Origin of the sequence: Bartonella gliris (assembly GCF_045277155.1) — a bacterium.
Lineage (GTDB): Bacteria > Pseudomonadota > Alphaproteobacteria > Rhizobiales > Rhizobiaceae > Bartonella > Bartonella gliris.
Window position 1 is genome coordinate 1,916,968 of sequence record NZ_CP123962.1, and the last position, 25,118, is coordinate 1,942,085.

General features: G+C 39.8%; 20 protein-coding genes. 9 read left to right on the forward strand and 11 right to left on the reverse strand.

Annotation, left to right across the window (positions count from 1 at the left end):
* Positions 1 to 172: 172 nt before the first annotated feature.
* Positions 173 to 559 carry a flagellar export protein FliJ gene (locus QHG54_RS08435; RefSeq protein ID WP_406604201.1) on the forward strand — a complete coding sequence of 129 codons (387 nt, stop codon included), beginning with the start codon at positions 173 to 175 and terminating at the stop codon, positions 557 to 559.
* 120 nt (positions 560 to 679) lie between these two features.
* On the opposite strand, the gene QHG54_RS08440 is transcribed toward QHG54_RS08435, so the two are convergent.
* Positions 680 to 955, reverse strand: a complete 276-nt coding sequence (locus tag QHG54_RS08440) for a DUF1153 domain-containing protein (RefSeq protein ID WP_006924069.1) — start codon at positions 953 to 955, stop codon at positions 680 to 682.
* A gap of 393 nt (positions 956 to 1,348) precedes the next feature.
* Here QHG54_RS08440 and mnmA point away from each other — a divergent pair, with 393 nt between their 5' ends.
* The gene (mnmA, locus tag QHG54_RS08445; protein ID WP_317993551.1) at positions 1,349 to 2,581 is read left to right on the forward strand and encodes a tRNA 2-thiouridine(34) synthase MnmA; all 1,233 of its coding nucleotides are present in this window, start codon (positions 1,349 to 1,351) and stop codon (positions 2,579 to 2,581) included.
* Positions 2,582 to 2,657: 76 nt separating this feature from the next.
* Here mnmA and QHG54_RS08450 read toward each other — a convergent pair whose 3' ends face one another.
* Positions 2,658 to 3,473 carry an RNA methyltransferase gene (locus QHG54_RS08450; protein ID WP_317993550.1) on the reverse strand — a complete coding sequence of 272 codons (816 nt, stop codon included), beginning with the start codon at positions 3,471 to 3,473 and terminating at the stop codon, positions 2,658 to 2,660.
* A gap of 798 nt (positions 3,474 to 4,271) precedes the next feature.
* On the opposite strand from QHG54_RS08450, the gene QHG54_RS08455 reads away from it, so the two are divergent.
* The gene (locus tag QHG54_RS08455) at positions 4,272 to 5,180 is read left to right on the forward strand and encodes a cation diffusion facilitator family transporter (RefSeq protein WP_317993549.1); all 909 of its coding nucleotides are present in this window, start codon (positions 4,272 to 4,274) and stop codon (positions 5,178 to 5,180) included.
* A 47-nt stretch (positions 5,181 to 5,227) separates the two neighbouring features.
* On the opposite strand, the gene QHG54_RS08460 is transcribed toward QHG54_RS08455, so the two are convergent.
* The 5 genes from QHG54_RS08460 to QHG54_RS08480 form a co-directional block, all read right to left on the reverse strand.
* Positions 5,228 to 6,130 (reverse strand): metallophosphoesterase, encoded by a 903-nt coding sequence (locus tag QHG54_RS08460; protein WP_317993548.1) that lies wholly within the window; start codon positions 6,128 to 6,130, stop codon positions 5,228 to 5,230.
* A 488-nt stretch (positions 6,131 to 6,618) separates the two neighbouring features.
* A complete protein-coding gene (locus QHG54_RS08465) occupies positions 6,619 to 8,715 on the reverse strand; it encodes a hypothetical protein (RefSeq protein ID WP_317993547.1) in 2,097 nt (698 codons plus the stop codon).
* Positions 8,712 to 11,516, reverse strand: a complete 2,805-nt coding sequence (locus QHG54_RS08470; RefSeq protein WP_406604202.1) for a DUF4159 domain-containing protein — start codon at positions 11,514 to 11,516, stop codon at positions 8,712 to 8,714. The genes QHG54_RS08465 and QHG54_RS08470 overlap by 4 nt, the downstream gene beginning before the upstream one ends.
* Entirely contained in the window at positions 11,513 to 12,424 is a 912-nt protein-coding gene (locus tag QHG54_RS08475; RefSeq protein ID WP_317993545.1) for a DUF58 domain-containing protein, read from the reverse strand. Before QHG54_RS08475 ends, QHG54_RS08470 begins: the two co-directional genes overlap by 4 nt.
* A complete protein-coding gene (locus tag QHG54_RS08480) occupies positions 12,424 to 13,455 on the reverse strand; it encodes a MoxR family ATPase (protein ID WP_317993544.1) in 1,032 nt (343 codons plus the stop codon). The genes QHG54_RS08475 and QHG54_RS08480 overlap by 1 nt, the downstream gene beginning before the upstream one ends.
* Before the next feature lie 258 nt (positions 13,456 to 13,713).
* Here QHG54_RS08480 and QHG54_RS08485 point away from each other — a divergent pair, with 258 nt between their 5' ends.
* Positions 13,714 to 14,967, forward strand: a complete 1,254-nt coding sequence (locus tag QHG54_RS08485) for a CCA tRNA nucleotidyltransferase (protein ID WP_406604203.1) — start codon at positions 13,714 to 13,716, stop codon at positions 14,965 to 14,967.
* A 238-nt stretch (positions 14,968 to 15,205) separates the two neighbouring features.
* Here the strand turns inward: QHG54_RS08485 and QHG54_RS08490 are convergent, their stop codons facing one another.
* Positions 15,206 to 15,682 (reverse strand): tRNA (cytidine(34)-2'-O)-methyltransferase, encoded by a 477-nt coding sequence (locus tag QHG54_RS08490; RefSeq protein WP_317993542.1) that lies wholly within the window; start codon positions 15,680 to 15,682, stop codon positions 15,206 to 15,208.
* 1,813 nt (positions 15,683 to 17,495) lie between these two features.
* Here QHG54_RS08490 and petA point away from each other — a divergent pair.
* The 4 genes from petA to QHG54_RS08510 all read left to right on the forward strand — a co-directional run bounded on the left by petA (position 17,496) and on the right by QHG54_RS08510 (position 20,717).
* Positions 17,496 to 18,044 (forward strand): ubiquinol-cytochrome c reductase iron-sulfur subunit, encoded by a 549-nt coding sequence (gene petA / locus QHG54_RS08495; RefSeq protein ID WP_317993541.1) that lies wholly within the window; start codon positions 17,496 to 17,498, stop codon positions 18,042 to 18,044.
* Between the two features lie 4 nt (positions 18,045 to 18,048).
* Positions 18,049 to 19,305 (forward strand): cytochrome b N-terminal domain-containing protein, encoded by a 1,257-nt coding sequence (locus tag QHG54_RS08500; RefSeq protein ID WP_317993540.1) that lies wholly within the window; start codon positions 18,049 to 18,051, stop codon positions 19,303 to 19,305.
* Positions 19,299 to 20,177: a cytochrome c1 gene (locus tag QHG54_RS08505; RefSeq protein WP_317993539.1), complete on the forward strand. Its 879-nt coding sequence runs from the start codon at positions 19,299 to 19,301 to the stop codon at positions 20,175 to 20,177. Before QHG54_RS08500 ends, QHG54_RS08505 begins: the two co-directional genes overlap by 7 nt.
* Positions 20,178 to 20,276: 99 nt before the next feature.
* Complete coding sequence (locus QHG54_RS08510) at positions 20,277 to 20,717, forward strand: PRC-barrel domain-containing protein (protein ID WP_317993538.1); 441 nt, start codon at positions 20,277 to 20,279, stop codon at positions 20,715 to 20,717.
* 647 nt (positions 20,718 to 21,364) lie between these two features.
* Here QHG54_RS08510 and ychF read toward each other — a convergent pair.
* A complete protein-coding gene (gene ychF, locus QHG54_RS08515; RefSeq protein ID WP_406604204.1) occupies positions 21,365 to 22,468 on the reverse strand; it encodes a redox-regulated ATPase YchF in 1,104 nt (367 codons plus the stop codon).
* A 255-nt stretch (positions 22,469 to 22,723) separates the two neighbouring features.
* Here ychF and QHG54_RS08520 point away from each other — a divergent pair, with 255 nt between their 5' ends.
* Complete coding sequence (locus QHG54_RS08520; RefSeq protein WP_317994062.1) at positions 22,724 to 23,467, forward strand: L,D-transpeptidase; 744 nt, start codon at positions 22,724 to 22,726, stop codon at positions 23,465 to 23,467.
* Positions 23,468 to 23,618: 151 nt separating this feature from the next.
* On the opposite strand, the gene pth is transcribed toward QHG54_RS08520, so the two are convergent.
* Both pth and QHG54_RS08530 read right to left on the reverse strand, forming a co-directional pair.
* Complete coding sequence (gene pth / locus QHG54_RS08525) at positions 23,619 to 24,200, reverse strand: aminoacyl-tRNA hydrolase (protein ID WP_317993536.1); 582 nt, start codon at positions 24,198 to 24,200, stop codon at positions 23,619 to 23,621.
* 76 nt (positions 24,201 to 24,276) lie between these two features.
* On the reverse strand, positions 24,277 to 24,903 hold the full coding sequence (locus QHG54_RS08530) for a 50S ribosomal protein L25/general stress protein Ctc (protein ID WP_317993535.1): 627 nt from the start codon (positions 24,901 to 24,903) through the stop codon (positions 24,277 to 24,279).
* Positions 24,904 to 25,118 lie beyond the last annotated feature (215 nt).

The following is a 25,118-nucleotide window of genomic DNA, read 5'->3' on the forward strand; positions in this document are numbered from 1 at the left end:
AATGGTTATTGCTCTTTAAAGCAGGTGGTGTTCGCAGATGCTTTAAGGATTAAGATAAATTATAGTTTTAAGTTAAAAAATGGACTGTTTTTCGTCAGAAAGAGTGTAACTAGAAGTATATTATAGAGTGCGAATGTGAATTTTGAGTTGGCTCAATCAAGGAGTAGTGAGTATGAAGCCACGGGAAAGTTTGGTACGATTGAAGATGTTTCAAGTGCGTGGGAAGCGTCGTGAAATTGCACAGCTTGAGATGATGATCGCAGAATTTGAGCGAATGGTGTTAGAGCTGGAAGCGCAAATTATTAATGAAGAACGTAAATCTGGAAACAGTGATGTTCATCATTTTGCTTATTCTGCTTTTGCTCGTGCCGCGCGGCAAAGGCGCGATAATCTTATAAATTCGATTCGTGATTTGCAACGTCAGAAAACAAATGCTGAAATTGCTCTTCATGAAGTCGATACAGAGTTACAACGTGTACAGCTTTTGGAGGCACGGGAAAATGGGGTAGTAGCATGTGATGGCCCTATCGTGATTCAATCTAAATCGATGATTGGATAATGAAAGCTGTCGTTTGAAGATTCATTCTTTAAGATATTGGGTACTGAAAGCAAAAAAACAGCCAAACTTGATAAAAGTTTGGCTGTTTTAATAGTATATTAAAAGCAGGATTAATGGTCATTAATGCCTGTAGTTTTGGATTCTGGTCGTCCGTAATCCAGCTAAGCCATGTTCATCGATCAAACTCTGCCATGAAAGAAATTCTTCTACGGTCAAAGTATAGCGTTGGCACGCCTCATCAAGACTTAACAATCCACCTCTGACAGCCGCAACAACTTCAGCTTTGCGACGGATCACCCAGCGCCTTGTTGTTTTCGGCGGTAGGTCGGCGATTGTGAGTGGACTTCCATCCGGCCCAATAACATATTTCATTTGTGTTTTTATCAAATTCGTCATTGCATCGTCTACTTTTAGCCAAGGGTATTGTCTACTTTTAGTTTAAGGACTTGATGCGGTTATAAGACAGGAAATTTAAAAAAGAGCTAAACGCGTTGAAAGAAAAAATTAATAAAATAAGCCAATGCGCGAAAAATAGAGCACAAACTGCAGCACGTAGAATGGCCTTTTACAATGTTTTTGTCGGATTTTAAAAGAAAGCAGAGAGGAATTTCATTTGCCTTATTTTCATCATTCTTTTTTTGTTTTGGCTGCTTTGAAGAAAGTGATACTGTTGGTTGTGGAAAGAATAAAAAAACAATATAAAAGAACTACGAATAGCATAAAAAGCAATGAGTGGCATGCATAAGAACATTAATGAGTGAGTGTGCACATTAAATAGAGAATAAATACATGTTTTTGAACAGTCTTGATTTGCCAGGACAGCCTGAGAGTTCCCGCATTGTTGTAGCAATGTCGGGGGGGGTTGATTCATCGGTTGTTGCAGGTCTTCTGAAAAAGGAAGGGTATGATGTCATTGGGATTACATTGCAGCTTTATGATCATGGTGCTGCAAAACATCGCGTAGGGGCATGTTGTGCTGGACAAGATATTGAAGATGCACGCCGCGTAGCAGAGACATTGGGGATACCTCATTATGTTCTTGATTATGAAAAGCGATTTCGCGAAGCTGTGATTGATCCTTTTACAGAAAGTTATGCGCACGGAGAAACACCTGTGCCGTGTGTGGCGTGCAATCAGACTGTCAAGTTTGCTGATTTATTAGCGACTGCGCGCGAATTAGGTGCAGATGCTTTGGCAACGGGTCATTATATTCGCTCCCGCCCTCATGGTTTGGGTGTGCATCGGGCACTCTTTCGTCCTCGCGATTCTGAACGTGATCAGAGTTATTTTCTTTTCGCAACAACACAAGAACAGATTGATTATTTGCGTTTTCCACTTGGTGACCTTCCGAAAGCTCGTGTTCGTGAAATAGCAGCAGAAATGGGCTTTGTTGTTGCTAATAAGCATGACAGCCAAGATATTTGTTTTGTTCCGCGAGGAAAATATTCTGATGTTATCACAAAATTGCGTCCAGAAGCCGTTAATCCTGGGGTTATTGTGCATATCGATGGACAGGTTTTGGGTAAGCATTCGGGAATTGTCAATTATACTGTTGGTCAACGTCGTGGTATTGGTGTTGCAACCGGTGAAGCGCTTTATGTGGTTTATCTCGATGTGGAAAATGCGCGTGTTATTGTTGGTCCGCGTGAAATGTTGGAAACACATAAACTCTTTTTGCGTGATGTGAATTGGCTTGGTGATGAGCGATTGGATAATTTCCCAGCCGATGGTATTGAGGTGGCTGTAAAAGTGCGTTCAACACGTCCTCCACATCTTGCTCGCTTGTATTATCGAGAGGGTGTTTTTTCTGTTGACTTGTTGGAATGCGAAAATGGTGTGGCACCAGGGCAAGCTTGTGTTTTTTATGATGGAAATGGTGATGAGGCACGTGTTCTTGGCGGTGGGTTTGTTACCCGTTCAGAACGTGCTGCTGGTGCTGAAGTGATGTTGAAGCGCGTTTTGTGCAATTTAGAAACAAAAGCTGCTGTTTCTTCTGAAATTAAAACAACCGCTTCTTTATAAATAAAAAACAACCGCTTCTTTATAAATAAAATGTATTCCTTCAGGTGATACGTTTTTATAGCTTTCATTGTTGCCTTTAGCTGAGCTTATCAGAATCGGCAAAGTGTGCTAATGCAAGACCTGTTGCTGTGGCAACATTGAGGCTATCAAAACCGTAAGCCATAGGAATACGCAAAGTTTCTGTTTTTTGCAGAACATGGGTTGGCAAGCCATCACCTTCTGTTCCTAAAATAAGCGCTATCCTTTTTGCTTTTTTTGCTTGCATGAGAGTGTAGGGGGCAGAGGGAGAAAGCGCATAAGCATGAAAATATGCATCGTTTAGAGCTGTGATAATGTCGTTAATATCAGCGCCTTGCGTATAGGGTACCTTTAGAGCTGCGCCAGCAGAAACTCTGATTGATTTTCGGTAAAGTGGATCGCATGAGGTTTTGTCAATAATAATACCATTACTGGCAAAAGCGGCTGCATTGCGAAAAATTCCCCCCATATTATCATGATTAGAAATACCACATAAAACCAGAATCAGAGCTTTTTCAGGAAGATCATGTAAAAAATTTTGTAACGATGGTAGTATTTTGCGTTTACCAATACCGAGTATTCCACGGTGAACATGGAAGCCTGCAATATCATCCATGATTTTTTGCGGAGCGCAATAAATGGGACACGTTGGTTGTGTCATTTCTAAAAGTGGCATAAGTCCAGGAAGGCGTTCTGTCACTACCAGTAAGGACAGAGCAGAAAACTTTTTCGAATGCAGCAAGGCCGACAATATGACTTTGCCTTCAGCAATAAATTGATGTTGCCGTCCAACGAGATCTTTTTCACGAATGTTATGATAGGCTCTCAAACGTGGATCATCAGTTTGGTAGATTGTTGTGATATTCAAACGCATATAGGCTTTTAACGTTCTTTTTTCTAAATTGCTAGATGTTGGATGTTTACTGCATATTTGAACAGTGAGAAAAAAAATTCATTATTTAAAACCTATGGTAGAATCTATGTTGACACAGCACAACTATTGATATATGTTGAGGATACCGAGTACGGTGCAATCTATTGTTTTCGTATCGGGTGCAGGGTTTTAGGTCCCCGCTATTTCCTATACTCTGCATACCCTTAATTTCTAAGGGAAAAGAATCTGGGTCCCCAATGCCCAGATTCTTTTTGCGGTGATTTTTTTCTTTTTCATTTCTTAAAATGGCTTTTAGGGTTGCTTTAGCGGTCATCATATATTTGATACGCCTTATGGTATAAGGTCGCAACGGAATGCTGAGGCGGCCTTTATTTGTTTTGTACAATTATTGTGATATGTTGATGAGCTTGATGCACATAAAACGGTTGATAAATCGTGCGTAAATTTAATGCATTTGAGCAAAAACAACAGGTGATTTTCAATTATGAGGCAGTAAAATTGTTCGTCTCTTCAAAAAGCTATTGATAATTAAAATAATGCATTTGATTTCTGTTGGAGAGTTTCTAGTTTCTTTTTTAAGTAATATCTGTGTTACTCTGCTCAGTTATATTATATCCGTGTAACAGGGCAGTTTCTGGAAATGTCAATGCTGGCTTGCGAGAGGCGTTTGTTTTTTTGAAGCTTCTTTGATATTGAGGGAATATTGGCGACATACCAAAAATATCATTATATGGTTGAAAGTGTTATTCCTTATTGCATGAAAAAGAGGGTGTGGTTGTGGATGTAAAAATCAATATACAAAGCTTAACCCTATACTCGATTTTCGTTGCTTGTATCGTTTTTGCTTTAAAATATTGGGCATATTACATTACCGATTCGGTTGCACTTTATTCTGATGCGTTGGAATCAATCGTAAATATACTTGCGGCATTGGCTGCATGGTGGGCTGTAAGAGTGAGTATGAAGCCGGCGGATCACGATCATCCTTTCGGACATCATAAAGCGGAATATTTTTCCGCGATTCTTGAAGGTGTATTGATCATTATCGCAGCAATTATAATTTTAAGAGAAGCATGGATGGCTCTTTCGACCGTTAAATTAGTGCAAAAACCTGGGATATGGCTCGTTATTTATTTTGTTGCAAGTGTCATAAATTACATGTGGGGTTTTGTTCTTATTCGGCAGGGAAAAATCCACCGCTCACCGGCTCTTAAAGCTGATGGAATGCATTTCATAACAGATGTTTTTACTTCACTTGCCATTTTAATTGGCCTGGTTGCTGGTTTTGTAGGTGGATGGGGTATCTTGGATCCGATTTTAGCGATAATCGTTGCTATTAATATTCTTTTGCAGGGCTGGAAGGTGATTAATAGCGCCGTTCAGGGATTAATGGATGTTGGAGTTGAATTGAATGAAACCATGCGGATTCGTGAGCTTATTTCTGCAAATGCACATGGTGCGCTTGAGGTGCATGATTTGCTTACACGTGTTGCTGGCAGAGTTACTTTTATAGAGTTCCATTTGGTTGTGCCGGCTGCAATGAAGGTAGGGGAAGCACATCAGATTTGCGATAAAATTGAAGGCGTTCTTCAAGAAGAATTTGACAATGTGCGTGTTTCTATTCATGTAGAGCCTGAAGATGAGGCTAAGTTGCCTCCAGGTACAACGATGATCCCTTTTCTATAAAGGATGTTCGTTTTTTGTTGTTTTTGCAATTTGGGGGGCTCAAAGTGTTAAAGATCAATTGTTTCAGTACATGCTACTTCATTTTTTTGATTGATAAGACTATAACGTTGCAATTGACAATGCCATTGATGATCGAACCGCTCAATAGCAAATAAGTTGAAACCTGCTGGTGGTTTTTTATCACCAAGAGCTTGTGAAGCCGAAGAAACACCAACAATAGGAATTTTTCCCATTGTTCCTTCAATAGTATGCAATGTGGGTAAATGGGTATGTCCGTGAAGAACAAGTTCACAACCATGGTGTTTGATAACCTCTAGAAAACGCTCGATACCCCATAATTTTTTATGCCAAGAGGTTGCACGGTGAAAGGGGGGATGATGTATCATGACAACACGAAAGAGATTGCATGCCGCAGCTTCTTTTAAAAGTTGTGATAAAGCTTGCGCTTGCATTTTGCTAAAATAACCAGAAGCTTGAAACGGTGGTGTAGCAATAGCGGAAGAGGCAGCTATAATGGCTACATTATTGCGAATGCGCATATAAGGAAAAGGAAGGGCGTTCTTCTGAGGGAAATCACCTGTGATCCAAGGTTGGAAAAGAGTGCATGCTTTTTGGAATGCTCCACGGACATAGGCATCATGATTCCCAAATGTTAAAGAAATATTGTGAGGCTGACCTTGGGTAAGCAACCAATTACGTGCTTGTTGAAATTCCTTATCGAGAGCAAGATTGACAAGATCACCCGAAATTACAAGATGGTCAGGTTTTTTTCTTTTTAAGTTTGTCATTAAAATTTCTAGGACATTTGTTGCCATTTGGCTTTTACGTTTTTTTTGCCAATTAAGATAGCCTGTCAAGCGTTTCCCACAAAGTTCATACAAGGAGGGTTGTGGTAGAGGTGAAAGATGCACATCCGATATATGGGCAAGATAAAACATGGATGCTAGCATAGCGTTGAAAACAATTTAGGCAATAAAAAAGAGTATGAGACAGATTGGTGCATTTTTAAAACAAAGGGAGGATTATCAAAGGGGAGGATTATAAAATGAAAAACAGTGTGTCAAAAATGCGTGAAAAACCTTTAGGAAATTTATGTCTTATTGTTTTTGCCAGCTTCCAATGTTGCTGATAGTCGTTGAATTTGAGAGTGTTTATAAGAGGCATTTTTATTCCTTTTTTAAGCGATTTTTATCCACACACCGCTTCCACTTGTGATGTGCAAGCGCGTGGTTTTTATTCATTCAAAGAAGGGGCCGAAATGAGAAAAAATTACGATATTCAGGGGGGTAATTCAAGTTGAAAAATGATAAGTTATCATTATAAATCAATATCTTATCTTTGAATTACAAAAAGGTAGGGCTTAGTACGGTATTGTTTGTATGATTGGTGTACATTTTTATGTGAAATAGATTCCATTTTAAAGTGGTGTGAGATTTTTTTAACGATTTTCACGATACCACAGGATGTTAAACAGTAAAAGGCAAGTGAGTAGTGCAAAGAAACCAGAAAAGATCGAAAAATAGAAAGCATTGATTAAGCGGGTTTCTGTTGCTTCTTTCAGAACAATTGAATACGCAAAGGGAGATGTTTGTTTTGTTTGCGATTGAACCAGTTTGATAGGAGGAAGATGAATGCTTTCTTTTCCTTTGTGGTGTAAACGTACGATGTGACCGCCGGTGTGTTTACTGATAGGGGCTAGTTTTTCTTCTGTTGAGATCACGTCAGACAATTCGAGATTATTAAGAACACCTACAGAAGAAAGTACTGTTAAATCACCGTTTTGGATGGTAAAAATTCCTGTTTCATCGGTATTAATAGCTGCTGTAAAGACACCTTCTTGCTCTTTGGTAAGGATGATATTTTGTTTTTTTCCAGAGGGAAAGGTTATTTCGGCTGCTTCTGGTTGATCTTTGAGCGTTTGGCGACGAACTGTTAAACGATGATGATCACTGGTGGCACTTAATTTTTCTTCTTCAAGTTCTGGTTCTTTCATAAGCCAATGGGCAATTCGGCGATAAAGAGCTGCATAAGGGCCTCCTCCCTCGAAACCTCGTGCCCAAAGCCAACTTTCATCGGAAAGCAACATGCCTACACGTCCTTTACCAACATGGGAAAGAAGTAAAAGTGGTTGTTCGTCCGCTCCTTTCATGAGAGCAATACCTTTGTTTATGTTTTGAATTGCAATTTGTCGTAGCCATTGCCCCCATTGAGAAGCTGGGTGCGTGGGTGTTGCAAGTCCTCTTGTGACAGGATGACGTTCACCTTCTGTTGTTAATTGGGGGCGAAAAGGTTTTTGAAGAATGACACCATTGGGTAATGCAGGAAGGATGCTTATTAAAGGTGTTTTCGCAAGCGAGTTTTTTTGGGTAAATTCAGGACCTGTTACCATCAGCAATGCACCTCCCTTTTGTACATACTGAGCGATATAATCGTAATAGATTAAGGGGAGAGCAGCAGAGTGTTGGTAGCCGTCAAGGATAATGAGATCAAAATTATCAATCTCTTCAACAAATAACTTTGTTGTAGGAAAGACCACAAGTGACAATTGGCTTAATGGTGTATTATCTGCTTTGTTGGGAGGACGCAAAATCGTAAAATGAACAAGATCAATATTGGAGTCACCTTTCAAAAGATCACGCCATGTCCGTTCACCATTGTAAGGTGCACCTGAAATTAGCAAAACGCGCAAATTTTCTCTTATTCCTTCAATAACAGTTATTGCACGGTTATTTTCAGAGCTTAATTCACCTTTGTACGTATCTGTTGCAACTTGTATGATGTTTTTGTCAGCATGAGAAAGGGTGATTTCAGTTTGAAAGATGATGCCAGGGGTTACAGAATAATGGCCAACTTCTTGTCCATTGACGCTTACAGTAATGTTTGCTTGCGTTGGTAGAGATTTTTGAGATGAACCTTTATCTTCTACCAAGATGGAGAGCATTTGTGGTTTATTGATAAGGGCAAAGCGTGGGGGCGAAATAAATTTGATTTGGCGGTCAAATTCATCTGATCTTCCTGTTATAAGCGCATTGACAGGGGCTTTATGGTGAAGGTCTGAAATGTAAGGGATGTCATGCACTTGACCGTCGGTGATCAAAATTGTGCCTGCATAACGAGATGGTGGTACATCGGATAGAGCTTGTGTTAAAGCATTAAACAAATTCGTTGAGGGTGCATATTGATTATCAGCCAGTTTTCCAGCTTCAATAAAGCGCGGTTCAAATTGTGGATAGCGTGCCAATGCATTTGCTAATTGTGCGCGTGCTTCCTCACTATCATTTGTACGTGTGCCAAATGTTTGGCTTTTGCTGTGGTCAATCACAATGCCTACGGTGCTTTTGAGGGGTTCGCGTTGTTCTTGTATGATCATTGGATTCAGCAAAGCAAGAATCAATGAAGCTAATGCTATCAAACGCAATAAAGATCCTCGACGCTGTGTAAAAAGGCCGATAATGACAAAAAGGGTGGATATTCCACTTAAAAGTAGAATCCAAGAGAGTGGTAAAAAAGGCTGAAAAGTGATGAATGGTATCATTGCCTTCTTTCTCTGTTAAAGCGCTCTAAAAGTGCAGGAACATGAACTTGATCGGCTTTATAGTTTCCTGTAAGCACATAGATAACAATATTCAATCCTGCACGAAATGCCCACAGGCGTTGCATTGGGTCATTGGGAATAAGTGGATATTTCCATGTGCCTTTTTCATCTAGTGCCCAAGCACCAGCAAAGTTATTAGCAGTGATAAGCAGAGAACTCACATTATCACCGGTGGCAAAAAGATTTTTGTTTTTTTTATTCATTGATGACGCTTCAACCCATAAAGGTGAACCACGGTAGAGCCCGGGAAAATCTGGCATAATATAAAAGGAACGAGCAATAACGTGATCAGAAGATGCGGGTTCAATGGCGGGAATGTTTAATCCCTTTAAGATGGTTCGTAATCTTTGTGTGGCTGTGGTGGCAGCGCCTTCAAGATTAAGGTTGGCATTTATTTGATCGCGCGTGTCAAATAAAACTGTGCCTCCGTGTTTCATGAAGGTATTTATTTTTTCAAGACTTTTCTGTGTTGGTAAAGGACTGTTAGGATCAATCGGCCAATAAATGAGAGGATAGAAGGCGAGTTCATCTTTATCAAGATCAAGCGCTATCACAGAGCCGGGCGAAAGCATTGTACGCTCTGCAATAAATTGACTGAGTGTTTCCAGACCGCTTTTACTCGTTGTGTCAATTTCACGATTGTTGGTTATGACATAGGCAAGATGTGTAGCGCCAGCTGCTTGTACTATGCTTTCATCATAATTTTCTATGCTTTGTGCATGACCAATTGGCACATGTGAGAATAAAGTGATAAGACCTATTGTGAGTGGAAGAAGAAGAAGCATATTGCTTCGTCGATTGAAAGAAAAAGCTCCTCCCATCCATAGAACTAAAAAATGATCAAAGGCAAATAATAAGACGACTAATCCTAAAAGTGGACCGATGAGATTTTTCTCTTTTGTGTCATAGGACAAAGGGCTCTCGCTTAAGGAAAGTGGCAATGACGATTGCTGTATCAAGCGCGATGAATCGTTTAAGAGATTGAGTGCATAAAGATTATTTTTTAAGCCATAAAATCCAGGTGGAGTATGATAGGAGGCAACGGGTGGATTTTGCGTATCAATGACGAGTGGAACAACATAAGAGGGAGGGGCTTGTAGTCTACCATCGGCAGCTAATGTTCTCCAAGGGTTTTGTGCTGTTGTTGTTTTTATATGTGTTGGATTTTTGTTTTCATAGGCATTTAATGTAATGAGTTGTTGCAACATTTGTGCAAAAAAACCAGAAAGAGGAAGATTTGACCACGTGGGGTCGGGCGCGATATGAATAAAAATGAGCATGCCTTTGCCACGACTAGCCGCTGTAATAAGCGGAGTTCCATCAGCAAGACTAAGCCATGTTTTTTCAAAAAGATCTGAGCTCGGTTCTGCTAGAATTTGGCGTGAGACAGTGATGTCCTCTGGGAATGGAAGATGAAAGAATACGCTATTTTTTGCAAAAGGTGCAAGTTTTTGCGGTTTAGCCCAAGACATGATACTTCCAAGCAATCGTTTTCCAGGACGCAATGGCACTGGCAATAGGCTATCATAGTGTTCTGTAGCACTTAAATTTTCTCCTGCAAAGCGGATAACTGTTCCCCCTTTATTAACAAAATCAGAAAGTTTCTTTTCTGCTTCTTTTGATATATTTACAATGTCACCCATAATAAAAACAGAAGGATTTTGTTTGAGTAAATGATCAATATCAGATGAAAGCTCTTTTCCTTCTGCTGTTATAAGCTGGGTATGCCCTTGTAATGCCTTGATAATGTAATAAAATGGTGCAAGTAGGGGCTGTGCCATTTCATTGACGCTTGGTGATAAAAGAGCAACGCGGTTTACTCGATTATGGCTATCCACTAAGAAAGTTGCGGCGGCATGAGCATGGTTTTCGATTTTTATCCATGCAATATCGTTACGTAATTCAAGTGGTAAGTTAAAAGGGACAAGAGCTGTTGTTTCGCCATCGAGAAAGTTTGCCGTAAAACGACCAAGAAGTTGACTGTTCAAATCATAAAGGCTTAGTGCGACAGGAGTCTCTCCATGTGTGGTTGCACGAATGACACGTGCTACGATGCTTCCATTGTTATTTTCTATGGCTGTTATACCGGTTAGGTCAGAAATATTAGCTAAATACCATAACAGCGTTTTGGGTTTTAATTGTTCAATGAGAGCAAAAGTTTGATCGTCTTCGCTTGTTTGTAAGCCATCGCTTAAATAAGCAATATCAAGAGGTTTATCTTTGATTACTTCAACAAGTTTTTTCAGTGCAAGCACACGGTTAACAGGCCAAGGTTGGGGTTGCAAATGCCTTAAATGTTGTTTTACGGCTTTTGCCGGTAAGGGACCAATATTGAGAGTATCATTTTCGGCTGTCGCAAGAAAATAAACATTCTTTTGCTGTTTTTCTGCTTGTGTGAGGAGGTTTTCGGCAACAGTAACACGTTTTTTCCATTCTTTCGTAGAAGCCCATCCATTATCAATAATAAGTGCAAGTGGTTGAGACCCGGAAAGTGTAATTGGCTTTTGATTCCAAGTGGGCTGTGCCAAAGCGATAATAGTTAGTGCTGCTATGGTTAATCGTAACAACAATAACCACCAAGGTGTGTGGTTTGCGGCTTCCTGTTGATTGCTTGATTTAGGCAGAAAGTGCAAAGGCGGAAAAGGTTCTTTACGCGGGAGGGGAGGTGTTACACGCAACAACCACCAAATGACCGGTAAGGAAAAAAGTCCGAGTAAAAGGAGGGGAGCGCCAAAACTCAAAATGCCCTCCTCTTATCAGAGGGAGAGCACCCTATTTTGTTTGCAAGTTGCACAATGATTTCTGTTAAGGGCCGATCGGTTTTACTCACATGATAGGTCCAACCTTGGCGTGAGCAAAAGTCTGTCAATTGTTGTCGCCGTGCTTGATACAATTTACAATAGCGCTCACGGAAATTCTCGGCTTTTCCCAAAACGCGTTTTTCTTTCGTTTCAGGATCAAAAAATTCTGTACAGCCTGCATAGGGAAAGTGCTCTTCTGCGGGATCAGCAACTTCAATTAAATGGGCAGTGACTCGTTTTGCCGATAAAATGGTTAAATATTGGATGATCTTTTCCGGATAATCAAGAAAGTCGCTTATTATGATAGCGTGTGAAAAACGCGTAATGGTTGAAAAATCTGGAAATGGATTTTCTGTGTGATGATTTGTCAAAGCAAACGCCATACGTTCTATGACATTGGATGTCATTGTAGGGGGCATTAAATTGGGAATAGCAATATGGTCGCCACTGTTTGCAAGAAGTAATGCCAATGCAAAGGCAAGAATCGTGGCATGATCGCCTTTAGAGATTTGCGAAAAACGCGAACAATAATGCATAGAAGCACTCTGGTCAGTCCAAATCCAAACTGTTTGCGCCTTTTCCCATTCGTTTTCGCGTAAGTAAGTATGTTCGTCACGTGCAGAGCGGCGCCAGTCAATGCGTGTAATAGATTCTCCTTCAACATAAGAGCGAAATTGCCAGAACTTTTCCCCGTTACCGCGTTTACGTTGGCCATGTCTTCCAGTTATCAGCGTATTGGCAATCCGGCGTGCGTGCAAAAGGAGATCAGGCATTTTAGCGGCATCTTTATGCAGTCTATTAGCGAGTAACAGTGGTGACTTTTTTAAAACTTTTTTGCCAATGGCCATTAGAGGGCGTCTTTCACAAGATTATCGATAATGTCTTTTACGGTTATATTGTCAGCACGTGCAGAAAAATTGAGCGCCATACGGTGTTGTAATACAGGTTGAGCCAATGTTGCAACATCATCAAGCGAGGGGGATAAACGCCCGTGATAAAGAGCTCGGGCACGGGCACAAAGTGAAAGTGCTTGTGAGGCTCGAGGACCAGGGCCCCAAGCAACATAAGTGTTTGCGAGGGTGTTTTCTTTATGGGGGCGCGCTGAACGAACAAGCTTTAAAATAGCTTCGACAACATTTTCGGAGATGGGCATTTTGCGGACGATTTTTTGTATTGTTTGTAGTTTTTTTGTCGATAAAATCGGTTTTGCACTTTGATTTTTCTCTCCCGTTGTTTCTAGAATAATACGTCGTTCTGTGGTTAGATCAGGATAATCAATATCGATTTGCATCAAAAAGCGATCCAGTTGTGCTTCGGGAAGTGGGTAAGTTCCTTCCTGTTCCAGAGGATTTTGGGTTGCAAGTACATGAAAAGGTTGTGGCAAATCATAACGCGTGCCAGCAACGGTAACATGATATTCTTGCATAGCTTGTAAAAGAGCTGATTGCGTACGCGGAGAGGCACGATTAATTTCATCGGCCATGAGAAGTTGAGCAAAAACTGGGCCTTGAATGTAGCGAAAAGAGCGTTTACCGCTTTTATCTGAGTCCATAATTTCAGAACCTATAATGTCTGATGGCATCAAATCGGGCGTAAATTGGATACGTTTTTCATCAAGTCCTAATACTGTTCCCAATGTTTCAACAAGACGGGTCTTCGCAAGTCCTGGAACGCCAACGAGAAGGGCGTGTCCTCCAGCCAAAATGCTTGTTAAAGCATATTCAACCACATGCTTTTGACCAAAAATAGCTTTATCAACTTCTTGTTGTAAAATATCTAATTCTTTGTGTGCTGTATCAATATCATTAATGACTCCTTGGGCTTCGTTATTGATAGTAGCCTTCTTGGTAGAATTGGATAATATATCGGTCTGACTCATATTTCTTCCTTAGGGCTTAGGGCGGTTTGTCGCAAAATTGATAATTTTCTCTGTATGATAATGAATATTTTATGATTTGTAGCAGAAAATGAGGAGAAAAGAAGTGTAATACATTGTTTTTTTAATATTCGTGAACATTTAGAGAGATCTATTTTGATGCTTGGAGTGTGGTTTGTGAGAGAGATGTTCTATGAAACTGTTGTCCTATAAGCATGCCATTTTGAGGGAATGGCGGCAATTTGTTTGAAGGGTTAAAGAGTGAGCATAATACAAAATTTCAAACATGTTGATTGGTTACAGCATAGTCGTATTCAAACACTTCTTCATGTTTTATCTTTGGACGGTGAAGAGGCACGTATTGTAGGGGGGGCGGTGCGTAATCAACTGTTAGGGCAACCTATTAGTGATATTGATATTGCCACAACCTGTTTACCACAACAGATTATAGCACGTGTAGAAGAAGCGGGATTTAAGGCTGTTCCTACAGGTCTTGCATTTGGTACCGTGACGGTGGTTGCTCCGTCATGTTTTTATGAGGTTACAACTCTTCGTTCTGATATTGAAACGGATGGTCGTCATGCAAAAGTGGCATTTGGTCGTGATTGGCAGAAAGATGCTGAACGCCGCGATTTTACTATAAATGCGCTTTATTGTGATGCTGCTGGCAACCTTTATGATAGCGTAGGAGGATTAAACGATATTGCTAGCCGAACAGTACGTTTTATCGGTGTTCCAGAGAATCGTATTCGTGAAGATTATTTGCGTATTTTGCGTTTTTTTCGTTTTTTTGCTTGGTATGGGGGAGGGCGACCTGATGTAGAGGGATTGAAAGCTTGCGTTTGTTTAAAAGGAGGTCTGCAAAAACTTTCATCTGAACGTATTTGGGGGGAAATGAAAAAACTTCTCACGGCCTCTAATCCAACACGTGCTCTTTTATGGATGCGCCAAAGCGGAATTTTGACACTTATTTTCCCTGAAACAGAAAAATGGGGTATTGATGCGATTCATTCACTGGTAAAAACAGAACAGGCTCTTGGTTGGAAAGTTGATCCGTTGTTGCGGCTCGAAAGCCTTCTTCCTCCTGATCCTATTCGTCTTCATAAAATGGCGCAGCGCTTACATCTCTCTAATAAGGAAACAAAGCGGTTAAAAGAATGGGCAGATTTGGAAATAATTAGCCAAAACTGTTCAGACGTTTTTGTGCAAAAATTGATTTATTTTTATGGTCGGCAGCCGGTTTTAGATCAATTATCCCTTTCTCTAGCTGCAGCGCGTATTGATGCTTTGAAGGGAAACGAGGCTTTGCAAAAGCTAGAAGATTATACTAGGCTTTATCAGCTTGCCCAAAAATGGCAAATCCCGACTTTTCCTGTTAGTGGCAAGGATTTGATGGAGAAAGGTTTGGCTAAAGGAGTGCTGTTGGGACAAAAGCTTAAAGAGTTAGAAACAATATGGATTGAAAGCGGATTTTTAATAGATCGCAAGAGCTTACTAGAAAAAATTAATTTGTAATATTGAGTTTTTCAAAGAGCTTTCTGCTTTTCTTTTATTTGTTATAGATTGATTGTTCTTTTACTTTTAGAAATGCCATTTTGAGTTACTGATAGCGGAGTGCACTGAGTTTTTTAGTGGTGTTGTGGCATTTTATAAAGATACACTGATTTCACTCTTTTAAAAGCCATTGGTGATGGGAAATTCATTGGCGTTTTTACAAATATATTGAAGATCTTTATGAAAAATTTGTATTTTTTCATAAAGTTTCTCTTTTTTCATTATAACCAATTTGGCGAAGTGCTTCCCCTGTTGTTATGGCAACGCTTATTGCGAGGTTTAGAGAGCGTGCGTGTGGTTGCATGGGAATTTTTAATGTTTGATCCACGGCTTCATGAACATAATCTGGAACTCCTGCCGATTCACGACCAAAAAGTAAAACATCATTTTTTTGATAGCATATCTGCGTATAGCATTTTTCTGCTTTTGTGCTCAAAAGCAAAAGACGACGGTTAAAGTGTTTCATGGTGTTTATAAAATTTTGCCAGTCAATGTGTCGTTCTAGCGAGGCATATTCGAGATAATCCAATCCGGCTCGCTTAAGGTTGCGATCCGACAGATTAAAGCCTGCGGGTTCAATAATATGCACATGCAAACCAAAACAGGCGCTAAGACGCAAAATTGTTCCTGTATTACCAGCAATGTCGGGTTGAAAAAGAGCAATATGAAGTGTCATAGGTATGTAGTATGGTTTTTCTCTTGTGTTTGTAAAGGCGTTATACGGTTCATTCCAAAAATATAATTGAGCAGCATGTTGTTTTTGTGCTGAGCTATTATTTGTTCTTTATTTCAGCGAAAGTTATCTACATAAGCTTATCATGAGATACGCGGGAGGATAACGAAAAAAGCAAGACAATGGTTATATCCATCTGATACCTGATACAGAGTTCAAATGATGACGAGAATTTGCTCTCTCTCTCTGTGGGATATTTAGGCTGCTTTATTGGCAAAATACTGTCACATATACTGGATGTTTCCTTTGATGAAGATTTTTACTGGCGACAAAGATTGTAAGCAGGGTGGGGATTGCAAGCAAGATGGGGACTGCAAGGTGGGGTGGTGATGAAATCAATTTTAACACGCTTTTTTTCCAGTGTTTTCTGCTGCGCCAACTTTATAATCTCGATGAGAAGTAAAAAAGCAGATTGAATGTGAAATTGCAGCTTTGTTAACAAAGGTAGCAGTGAAATAGCGCTGTGCAAATCTTATCCTATGTATAAAATTTCGATTGAGAATGCATTTGGCAGATACTGAAGCTTGGGATAGGATATTGTTCGAAACAAATAGGGTGAAGGTTTTGGCAACGAGCGTTGCAATAATATATCGCAATTACTTTTTATAGCTCGAAAATTTTGAAGCTGCGTTCAAGAATGGAGTAGAAAAATTTCAATTCTAGAATGTAAAATGGTCGAGAAACCAATTAAAGTTTTGAAGATGGAGAGCATAAGGAAGAAGGAAGGATGTACTACTGTTTTCTGGGATTGAGATGAGAGTAGACTCTCTTCAAAGAGAGGAAAAATTGTATAAAGGGTAGAAAGGCTTCTCTAGGTTTTGTATTTTTCGTTAAGATTTGAGATCAAAGGTGGAGTGGTGGTAAGGTTCTGTTGGTAAAGAACAAGTATATTATCAAGGAGAAGTATGACGTTAAGTGGATAGAGCGGCAAAAGATTTGTCCTTCATTGAGGATAAGTCGCTGGGTAAGCATGAGAATTCAAAACTATCCTCGCCGTTGTCGTTTTGTTGAAGGCGTTTAGGGTATTTAAAAATGGCGAGAACTTTCCCTTATTCTCAGGCAAGTGGTATAGCATCCCTAAAGCTTATGAATTCTAGTATCAGAAAGGGATCATCTTTAGGTTTGGAAGGGCTTATCAAGGACTATCGATTATGATGGAGAGAGCTGTGAAGATTGATAACGACTTTGTCTAAGCTCATCCCTTTGCCAAGCTTAAAGATAAGGACTGTATGAAAGTCAAGATTTGGGAAGAAGCAGAGAATATTTACTACTAAGAGTCATGCTGTGGTAGGTTTCTTAGGGGTGATCTTTGATCTTTATGTTTTGTTTTCATATTTCAAGGAACTGGAGTGCTCTGTTCAAGCCTCTCTGTTTGTTAAAGAGGATGAAAATACACAAGTTATTCTGATAAAGATGATGTTTAGATGCATGAAGAGAAGGGCGGAGGAAGCAAAATTGTACTCTGTCCTTCTTGCCTGCATAAAGTAAGAGAGAACACTGCAGCGCGATAATGAATACCTTTATAAAGAAGAATGCTAGCGTATCGAAAGCTAAATGCTGCTCTTTTAGCGATTGGATAAAAAACTGCTTTTTTGTGGGATTGTTTGTCTATGCTTCAATCATTCTTTGACTTAGAACGTGAAGGGCATAGAATCTAAAATATTCTTCATGGTTTAGGAACTTGAAGGGGCAAGGATTGCCCAATGAGGAAGAGTATGGTAGAAAAGCGTTTCGAGGAATAGGCTCTTTGTAGGTAATGAGTGAGCAAACAAGACGGGATTTCCTGTTTTTGGTAACAGGTGTTACAGGGGTTTTTGGTGTTGGCGCACTTATGTGGCCTTTTATTCGCCAATTGCGCCCAGATGAAACTGTTTTGGCATCTTCTTCTGTCGAGGTTGATCTTTCTGGCATTGAAGAGGGCATGTCGATAACAGTCAAGTGGCGTGGGCAGCCTGTTGTTATTCGCAATCGCACTGCAAAAGAAATTGCTGAAGCGCGAGCTACTGAATTGAGTGTTCTTAAAGATCGGCAAGCGCGCAATCCTAACCTTGAAGGAGAAAAAGAAGCGACTGATTTTGCACGCTCAGCAGGCGAAGGGCGCGAGAATTGGCTCATTCTCATTAATCTTTGTACGCATCTAGGCTGTATAACACTTGGTCAATCTGGTCGATTGGGTGGATGGTTGTGTCCGTGTCATGGCTCTGTTTATGATACAGCTGGAAGAGTGCGTTCAGGGCCAGCTAATTATAATTTAGCTATTCCACCTTATCGATTTCTTTCTGATACTTTGCTGAAGATAGGATAAAGTGATGAAGAGATTTCCTCCTTATTTTCCTAAAAGTGCTCTTGGACGTTGGTTTGATAAGCGTTTACCTCTCCCTCGTTTTTTTTACAATGCGTTTGTCATTTTTCCTGTTCCACGCAATCTTAATTATTTTTATACATTTGGCGGTATTTTGACCGTTATGCTTTTATCACAGCTTTTGACTGGCATTGTCTTGGCAATGCATTATGTTCCAGATGTTCACTTGGCTTTTGATACTGGTGAAAGATTTAGGCGTGAGGGGCAGTTCGGGTGGCTTTTTCGTCCATGGCATTCTGTAGGGTCTTCGTTCTTTTTTATTGCTGTCTATATCCATTTGGCGCGTGGACTTTATTATGGTTCTTATAAAAATATGCGAGAAATGGTTTGGATCACGGGCATTTTTATCTATATAGTCATGATGGCAACGGCATTTTTGGGTTATGTGCTGGTTTGGGGGATGATGTCTTTTTCAGCTGCTTCAGTGGTTGCTGGTCTTTTTAAAACTCTTCCTTTTGTGGGAACGTGGTTACATGAGACGTTTCTTGGTGGTTATAGTGTGGCACAACCAGCGTTGAACCGTTTTTATGTTTTTCATTATTTGTTATCATTTCTTTTGCTTTTTCTTGTGGGGCTTCATATTTGGGCACTTCACCAAGTTAGGCAGGGCAATCCAAGTGGCCTTATGGTGCAATCAGAGAAGGAAACTATTCCTTTTTCGCCTTATGTGCTTATCAAAGATATTTTTGCTATTACTCTTTTTTTAATCTTTTTTTCTTGGTTTTTGTTTTATATGCCCGATTATATGGGGCAGGCTGAAAATTATAGCGTTGCTGATCCTTTAAAGGCGCCTCTTCGTGTGATGCCAGAGTGGTATTTTTTACCTTTTTATGCTATGCTTCGCGCCATAACTTTTGATATTGGTGTGCTTTCATCTACTTTTTTAGGCGTTGTTATATTAGCGAGTTCGGTTTTAGTTTTGATTTTTGTTCCATGGTTGGACCGCTCCACAATATGCTCAGCAAGATATCGTCCCGTTTATAAAATTTTTTTTTGGGCATTGATTTTTGATGTTGTTTTTCTTGGCTATTTGGGTTCAAGAGAAATGAATCATGGCATTCTTTTATGGACGCAATTAGCTACGGCTTATTATTTTATATTCTTTTTGCTTGTTTTGCCGATGCTACCTACTTTCGAAAAAAGTTGTTCTCTTCCTGCTTCAATTACTGAAGAGATCAAACAGAAAAAAAATAAATTATGGTAAATGCTTTTATTAGATTGATTATTATCGCAGCGATAGGTTTTTCTTTTCAGAGTGTGGCAAAGAATGTCTCTGATAAAGAGGAGGAGTTTGTTTCTTTTCCCTTACGTGCTCCTAAAAAACAGGAATGGAGTTTTTCAGGGCCCTTTGGGATTTATGATAAGGCGCAATTACGGCGTGGACTGAAGATTTATAAACAAGTTTGTTCTCGTTGTCATGGGTTAAAATATGTGGCTTTTCGTGATTTGAAGGCTCTTGGCTATGATCAAGAAAAGATTAAGGCTTTTGCAAGACAGTATGAAGTGAGCGATGGTCCTAATAGAGAGGGAAATTTTTTTAAACGCGCTGGTGTTGCAGCGGACACTTTTCCTTCTCCCTTTGCTAATGAAGAAGAAGCAAGGTTTATTCATAATGGTGCTTCTCCTCCAGATTTGTCATTGATAGCGCGTGCGCGTGCCGTGCCTTTGCCCTTTTCTACCGTTATTTCTGATATATTGACTCATTATAATACTGCTGGACCAGATTATATTACAGCTCTTTTAACAGGATATCAGAAGGCACCAGAAGATGTAAAAATTGCTGATGGTTCTTGGTATAATCCTTATTTCATTGCAGGTAATACTTTAGCTATGGCACCTCCTTTGCGAGATGGCCTTGTTTCGTATAAGGATGGAACTCCAGAAACGGTTGAACAATATGCACGAGATGTTTCTGCTTTTTTGATGTGGGCCGCTGATCCCCACATGGAAATTCGTAAGAAAACCGGTTTTCGCGTTATTTTGTTTCTCATCATTTTTGCGGGGCTTGTTTATATTTTAAAAATTCGGATCTGGAGTGGTTTAGAGAACGCGTTCGAGAAGAAAACGAAAGATTGAAGGAAAGAAAAGACTAGGATTAGTGGTCTTAAAAGAGCAGAGGGAACAAATCTGATTACGATGCATTGAGGCTTTGTAAAGTAAAACGGAGATGTTAAAATGAAAAAAATTATATCTACTGCTCTTCTATCAGTTTTGATTGCTTCTAATGCTTATGCTCAGTCTTTTGTAGTGCCTTCTAAACCTGAGATGATTTCTTCGACCGGTATTGTACAGGTAGGGTCAGATATGTTTGCACGTTATGTTACACCACTGGCAACAGATTTTGTGGCTTCAAGCCTTATTGGTGCAAATGTATATAATCTAGACAACGAAAATATTGGCGAAGTGAAAGACCTTATTTTGCGTGAAAATAGTATCGCGGGGATTGTTGTTGCGACTGGTGGTTTTCTTGGTATAGGAGAAAGCTATGTGGTCGTTTCTCCAGAAACAATTCAAATGACAAATGATTATGGCAAGTGGAAGCTTATTACGAATGCGACAAAGGATTCTTTGAAGGAAGCTCCAACATTTAAATATGAAGGTCGTTGGGGACGCTAATTTTTTCCGTTCTCTATGGATAGAACAGGCGCTGTCATGATATATGATGGCGCTGTTTTTGTTTAATAAAACCTTTTGAAGGTCTTAAAACAATTTTATGCAAGAGACTATTTCAGTTTTTCTAGATTTTATTATTTGAAAGTATAAAAATATATTAATAAAATACTATGGAATCTTATAGTTATTATTTTCCAGCGTGTTTTTTTACATTTAGTGTTCTTTCGTAGAAGAAATGATATAGTTTCATCTGTCCAGCTAAGAAAGTGCTTTGCGTTTTAATATCTTTGTTCTTGAATGTATAGCATATGTAACTGCTTATTTTCTTAATTCATGTGCTATTTTTGATATTTTCTTGGGTTGCACGCCTCATTAAACATATGTCTAAAGCTGTTTTTTTGCTTAGTGTTTTGCCGCTTTCAGCACAAAGGAACTTTTTAATTTCCAATTCATTCAGTTGCAAGCGTTGCGGTTGGTTTAGAAAAAATGGGAAGAAAAAATCTGTTTTGAGTTTATTTTTCTTTGTCTTTAGAAGAGAATAAGTGATATTCTTTTTTACGTCTTTCTAATCTGTATGAACGAAGTTGCTGCATTGCAAGACTCTGTAAAAGAACATCAGTCCAAACAGGTTTATGCGTTTCTAGAGGTGATTAGGTATTGTGTTTAAACAACATGATATCGCCATCTTGCACGATGTATTCTTTGCCTTCATCACGTGCTTTACCCGCTTCTTTTGCACCGTTTTCTCCTCCTAGAGCAATATAATCCTCGTAGCTGATGGTTTGGGCACGAATGAAACCGCGTTCAAAATCTGAGTGAATAACACCAGCTGCCTGAGGTGCTTTAGTGCCACGCGTAATTGTCCATGCCCGTGTTTCTTTAGGTCCACAGGTGAAATAAGTAATGAGGTCAAGCAAATGGTAACCAGCGCGAATAAGGCGATTCAGACTTGGTTCAAAGAGCTCTAGAGCACTAAGATATTCTGTGGCTTCTGCATCATTAAGTTGCGTGATTTCAGCTTCGATGGAAGCAGAAATGATAATGCTTTGAGCATGTTGCTCTGTTGCCATTTTTTCAACCGTTTGGGTAAAGCTATTTCCATGAGCAGCATCATTTTCGCTTACATTGCAAACATAAAGGACGGGTTTGGAGGTTAAAAGATTCAAACTCTCAAGGATGTTACGTTCATCGGAAGAGATATCTTTGAGCAATAACCGAACAGGGTTTCCTTTCTGCAGTAAGTTTAATGCTGCTTCCATAACGGGAAGAATTGTCAAAGCTTCTTTATCTTTTCCGGTTGCACGTTTACGGATTTGTACAATTCGTCGTTCAAGACTTTCAAGATCTGCAAGCATGAGTTCTGTTTCAACAGTTGTGGCATCAGAAACAGGATCAATACGTCCTTCTACGTGGGTAATATCTTCATCTTGAAAACAGCGCAAAACGTGGATAATAGCATCGACTTCACGGATATTGGCTAAAAATTTATTGCCTAAACCTTCACCTTTTGAAGCACCACGGACGAGTCCGGCAATATCAACAAAACTGATGCGTGTAGGAATGATTTCTTTTGAGCCAGCGATAGATGCAATTTTTTCCATTCGCAAATCTGGAACAGCGACTTCCCCAGTATTGGGCTCGATTGTACAAAAAGGATAATTAGCAGCTTGTGCTGTGGCTGTTTTTGTTAATGCATTAAAAAGGGTTGATTTACCGACATTAGGTAGTCCAACAATACCGCATTTAAAACCCATGAGAGCCTTCTTTTCTGTTAATTATAATAAGTCCAAGATAAATTTTTTGGCATTTCTATAGCATATTTTGAGAAGAGTCACAGTCTCCAGTTGCTGTCGGTAAGAAAAAAAGCTATGTTGGAAAATAACCTGTTGTTTTATCACATTTTAAAAATCCCTGTCTTCATAAGAGAATTCCTCATTAACGTTAACAGTGTGCTAATCTTTTAAGAGTATGCAGGTTTGTATGAAGAATTAATTGGAGAAAATATAAGAGTGTTATCTCGTCGTGCTTTTTTAATTGCAGCACCTCTAGCTTTGGTTGGCTGCGTTACTCGTCAGCCAGATATGTCGTTTGTTTCTTCTCAACAAGTTCAATATATTCCGGCAGAAATACAGGCCTTATATGCGCCTGTAACGAATGAGCCTTATTTATTACCTGCTGTTGATCTTTCGGCAATTAATCCGAAATTTTGGCGCCAAAAAGTGTTGTATTATACATCTTATCCACCGGGGACATTGGTTATAGATACGCAGGAATGTTTTCTTTACCTTATTGGTGAAAATGGAGAAGCTTTGCGTTATGGCATTGGTGTTGGTAAGGAAGGGTTGGCATTTGAAGGTGAGGGGGTTGTCCAGCGCAAGCGCCGATGGCCAAATTGGGCTCCTACTGCGGCAATGATGGCTCGAGAACCAGAGCGTTATGGTCATTTGGGGAAAGGAATGCCACCAGGCCCCGATAATCCATTGGGGGCACGCGCACTGTATCTTTTCAAAAATGGGCAGGATACGCTCTTCCGCATTCATGGTTCACATGAGTCATGGTCAATTGGCCGTGCTATTTCAAGTGGGTGTATTCGTTTGCTCAATCAAGATATTATTGATCTTTATGATCGTGTTCCTACTGGCGCGCGCGTGGTAGTGTTGCAAAACGGTCAGCGTAGACCTAGTGTTTTAAGTCAACAATCAAATGTTTATGATCCACTACAGTCAACGATCAATCCAAGTGAATTTTTTTAGTTCCAAGAAGAATGAGTTTAGCAAGCTTCCTTGACGTCATTTGAGGTTTGCAGCTCAATGAGCTTCTTCTCAAAAAAGAGAATATCATTTACAGCAATTGCACAAAGCAATGCTGATTTGTTTTGTGAATCTGATAAACGAACTGTTATTGTTATCGCAGGTCTTTGTTTTTCGTTGCTTGTAAGATTTTATGCATAAAGAGACTCGTATCCCCCTTGATGAGGAGAGCAATGTTTTTTGCAATTGCGTCTAAGAGAAGAGGTAACCATTCTTGGTCGGATTTCGTAAAATTTCCTAGGACATGTTGATGAACAAGTTCTTTCGAGCCAGGATGTCCAATCCCTAAGCGTATACGACAATAGTCAGTGCCACAATGGGCATCAATAGATTTTATACCGTTGTGTCCATTGCTTCCGCCTCCAATTTTTATACGCACACCTCCAAGTGGTAAATCTAATTCATCGTGGATGATAATCAAATTTTTCAAGTCTAATTTGTAAAATCTCAAGGCCTCCCCAATAGCTTGGCCAGAGAGATTCATGAAAGTTTGGGGTTTTATAAGAAGAGTTTTTTCCCCATTTATGAGGCCATTGGAGATTTCAGCCTGAAATTTTTTTGACCATGGCGAAAAAGAGAAGGACTGATAAATGGCATCAACCGCCATGAAACCAATATTATGACGATTATTTTGGTATTGTGAACCAGGATTGCCAAGACCAGCAATAAGCCACATATGCACCTTCAGTAAAGTATGAGAAGTTTTTAAACTTTAAATAAAGGCGGGAATTTTTCCCGCCTGCTGAAATTTATCAAGTTTTTGCGTTATCGTCATTATTCTCTTGTTCGGAATTTTCATCACCAACATCCATGCCAGCAGGGGCTGCAATGGTTGCAATGGTAAAGTCTCGATCTTGAATAACCGGGGTAACTCCTTCGGGCAATTGTACTGCTGAAATATGGATAGAATCACCAATAGAATAGCTGGAGAGATCAATCTCAATTGCTTCAGGGATAGCATTTGCTGGAGCGGTACATTCAATTTCGTGGCGAACAATATTGAGGACACCTCCCTTTTTAAGTCCGGGCGCTGTATCTTCATTGAGAAAGTGTACAGGAATATTCACTTCCACAACGGATTTTGCTGAAATACGGAGGAAATCTACATGTAAGGGAAAGTCACGCACGGGATCTAATTGGTAATCTTTTGGTAAAACCATAATTTTTTGTTTGCCAATTGCAATAGTTGCAATGGTCGTACGAAAACCACCAGCGTGAATTTTGTAGAAAATTTCTTTATAGGGAACTGTGATTGCCAAAGGGGGTTGTTTTTCACCATAAATGACAGCAGGAATGAGACCGTTGCGGCGAAGTTCACGGGAGGACCCCTTACCAACCCGCTCGCGTATTTCGGCCTTAAGAGTGTAGCTTTTACTCATAATTTAAGTCCTTTTATATAATTGGAGATCCATCAAAAACCAACAATAGTTTTTGCATGAATATGAAGATAGACGCTATCAAGCAGCGATTGCTCCATTCTGCGTTGCCTCCAAGGGTGTCTACGCAGAAGCTTTTCTATAATTCAAACCATTCGCAGATGCAAGAGTTGTGGGAAAAATCGATGATTTCTATCGTTGAGAAAGAGGAAATGTTA

Coding starts and splice junctions, on each gene's coding strand:
- QHG54_RS08475 (WP_317993545.1), bottom strand. CDS start 12,424: ATGGCCATTGGCAAAAAAGTTTTAAAAAAGTCACCACTGTTACTCGCT.
- QHG54_RS08460 (WP_317993548.1), bottom strand. CDS start 6,130: ATGCTAGCATCCATGTTTTATCTTGCCCATATATCGGATGTGCATCTT.
- QHG54_RS08465 (WP_317993547.1), bottom strand. CDS start 8,715: ATGATACCATTCATCACTTTTCAGCCTTTTTTACCACTCTCTTGGATT.
- QHG54_RS08440 (WP_006924069.1), bottom strand. CDS start 955: ATGACGAATTTGATAAAAACACAAATGAAATATGTTATTGGGCCGGAT.
- QHG54_RS08435 (WP_406604201.1), top strand. CDS start 173: ATGAAGCCACGGGAAAGTTTGGTACGATTGAAGATGTTTCAAGTGCGT.
- QHG54_RS08480 (WP_317993544.1), bottom strand. CDS start 13,455: ATGAGTCAGACCGATATATTATCCAATTCTACCAAGAAGGCTACTATC.
- QHG54_RS08450 (WP_317993550.1), bottom strand. CDS start 3,473: ATGCGTTTGAATATCACAACAATCTACCAAACTGATGATCCACGTTTG.
- QHG54_RS08505 (WP_317993539.1), top strand. CDS start 19,299: ATGGTAAATGCTTTTATTAGATTGATTATTATCGCAGCGATAGGTTTT.
- QHG54_RS08510 (WP_317993538.1), top strand. CDS start 20,277: ATGAAAAAAATTATATCTACTGCTCTTCTATCAGTTTTGATTGCTTCT.
- QHG54_RS08500 (WP_317993540.1), top strand. CDS start 18,049: ATGAAGAGATTTCCTCCTTATTTTCCTAAAAGTGCTCTTGGACGTTGG.
- mnmA (WP_317993551.1), top strand. CDS start 1,349: ATGTTTTTGAACAGTCTTGATTTGCCAGGACAGCCTGAGAGTTCCCGC.
- QHG54_RS08490 (WP_317993542.1), bottom strand. CDS start 15,682: ATGACACTTCATATTGCTCTTTTTCAACCCGACATTGCTGGTAATACA.
- petA (WP_317993541.1), top strand. CDS start 17,496: ATGAGTGAGCAAACAAGACGGGATTTCCTGTTTTTGGTAACAGGTGTT.
- QHG54_RS08530 (WP_317993535.1), bottom strand. CDS start 24,903: ATGAGTAAAAGCTACACTCTTAAGGCCGAAATACGCGAGCGGGTTGGT.
- pth (WP_317993536.1), bottom strand. CDS start 24,200: ATGTGGCTTATTGCTGGTCTTGGCAATCCTGGTTCACAATACCAAAAT.
- ychF (WP_406604204.1), bottom strand. CDS start 22,468: ATGGGTTTTAAATGCGGTATTGTTGGACTACCTAATGTCGGTAAATCA.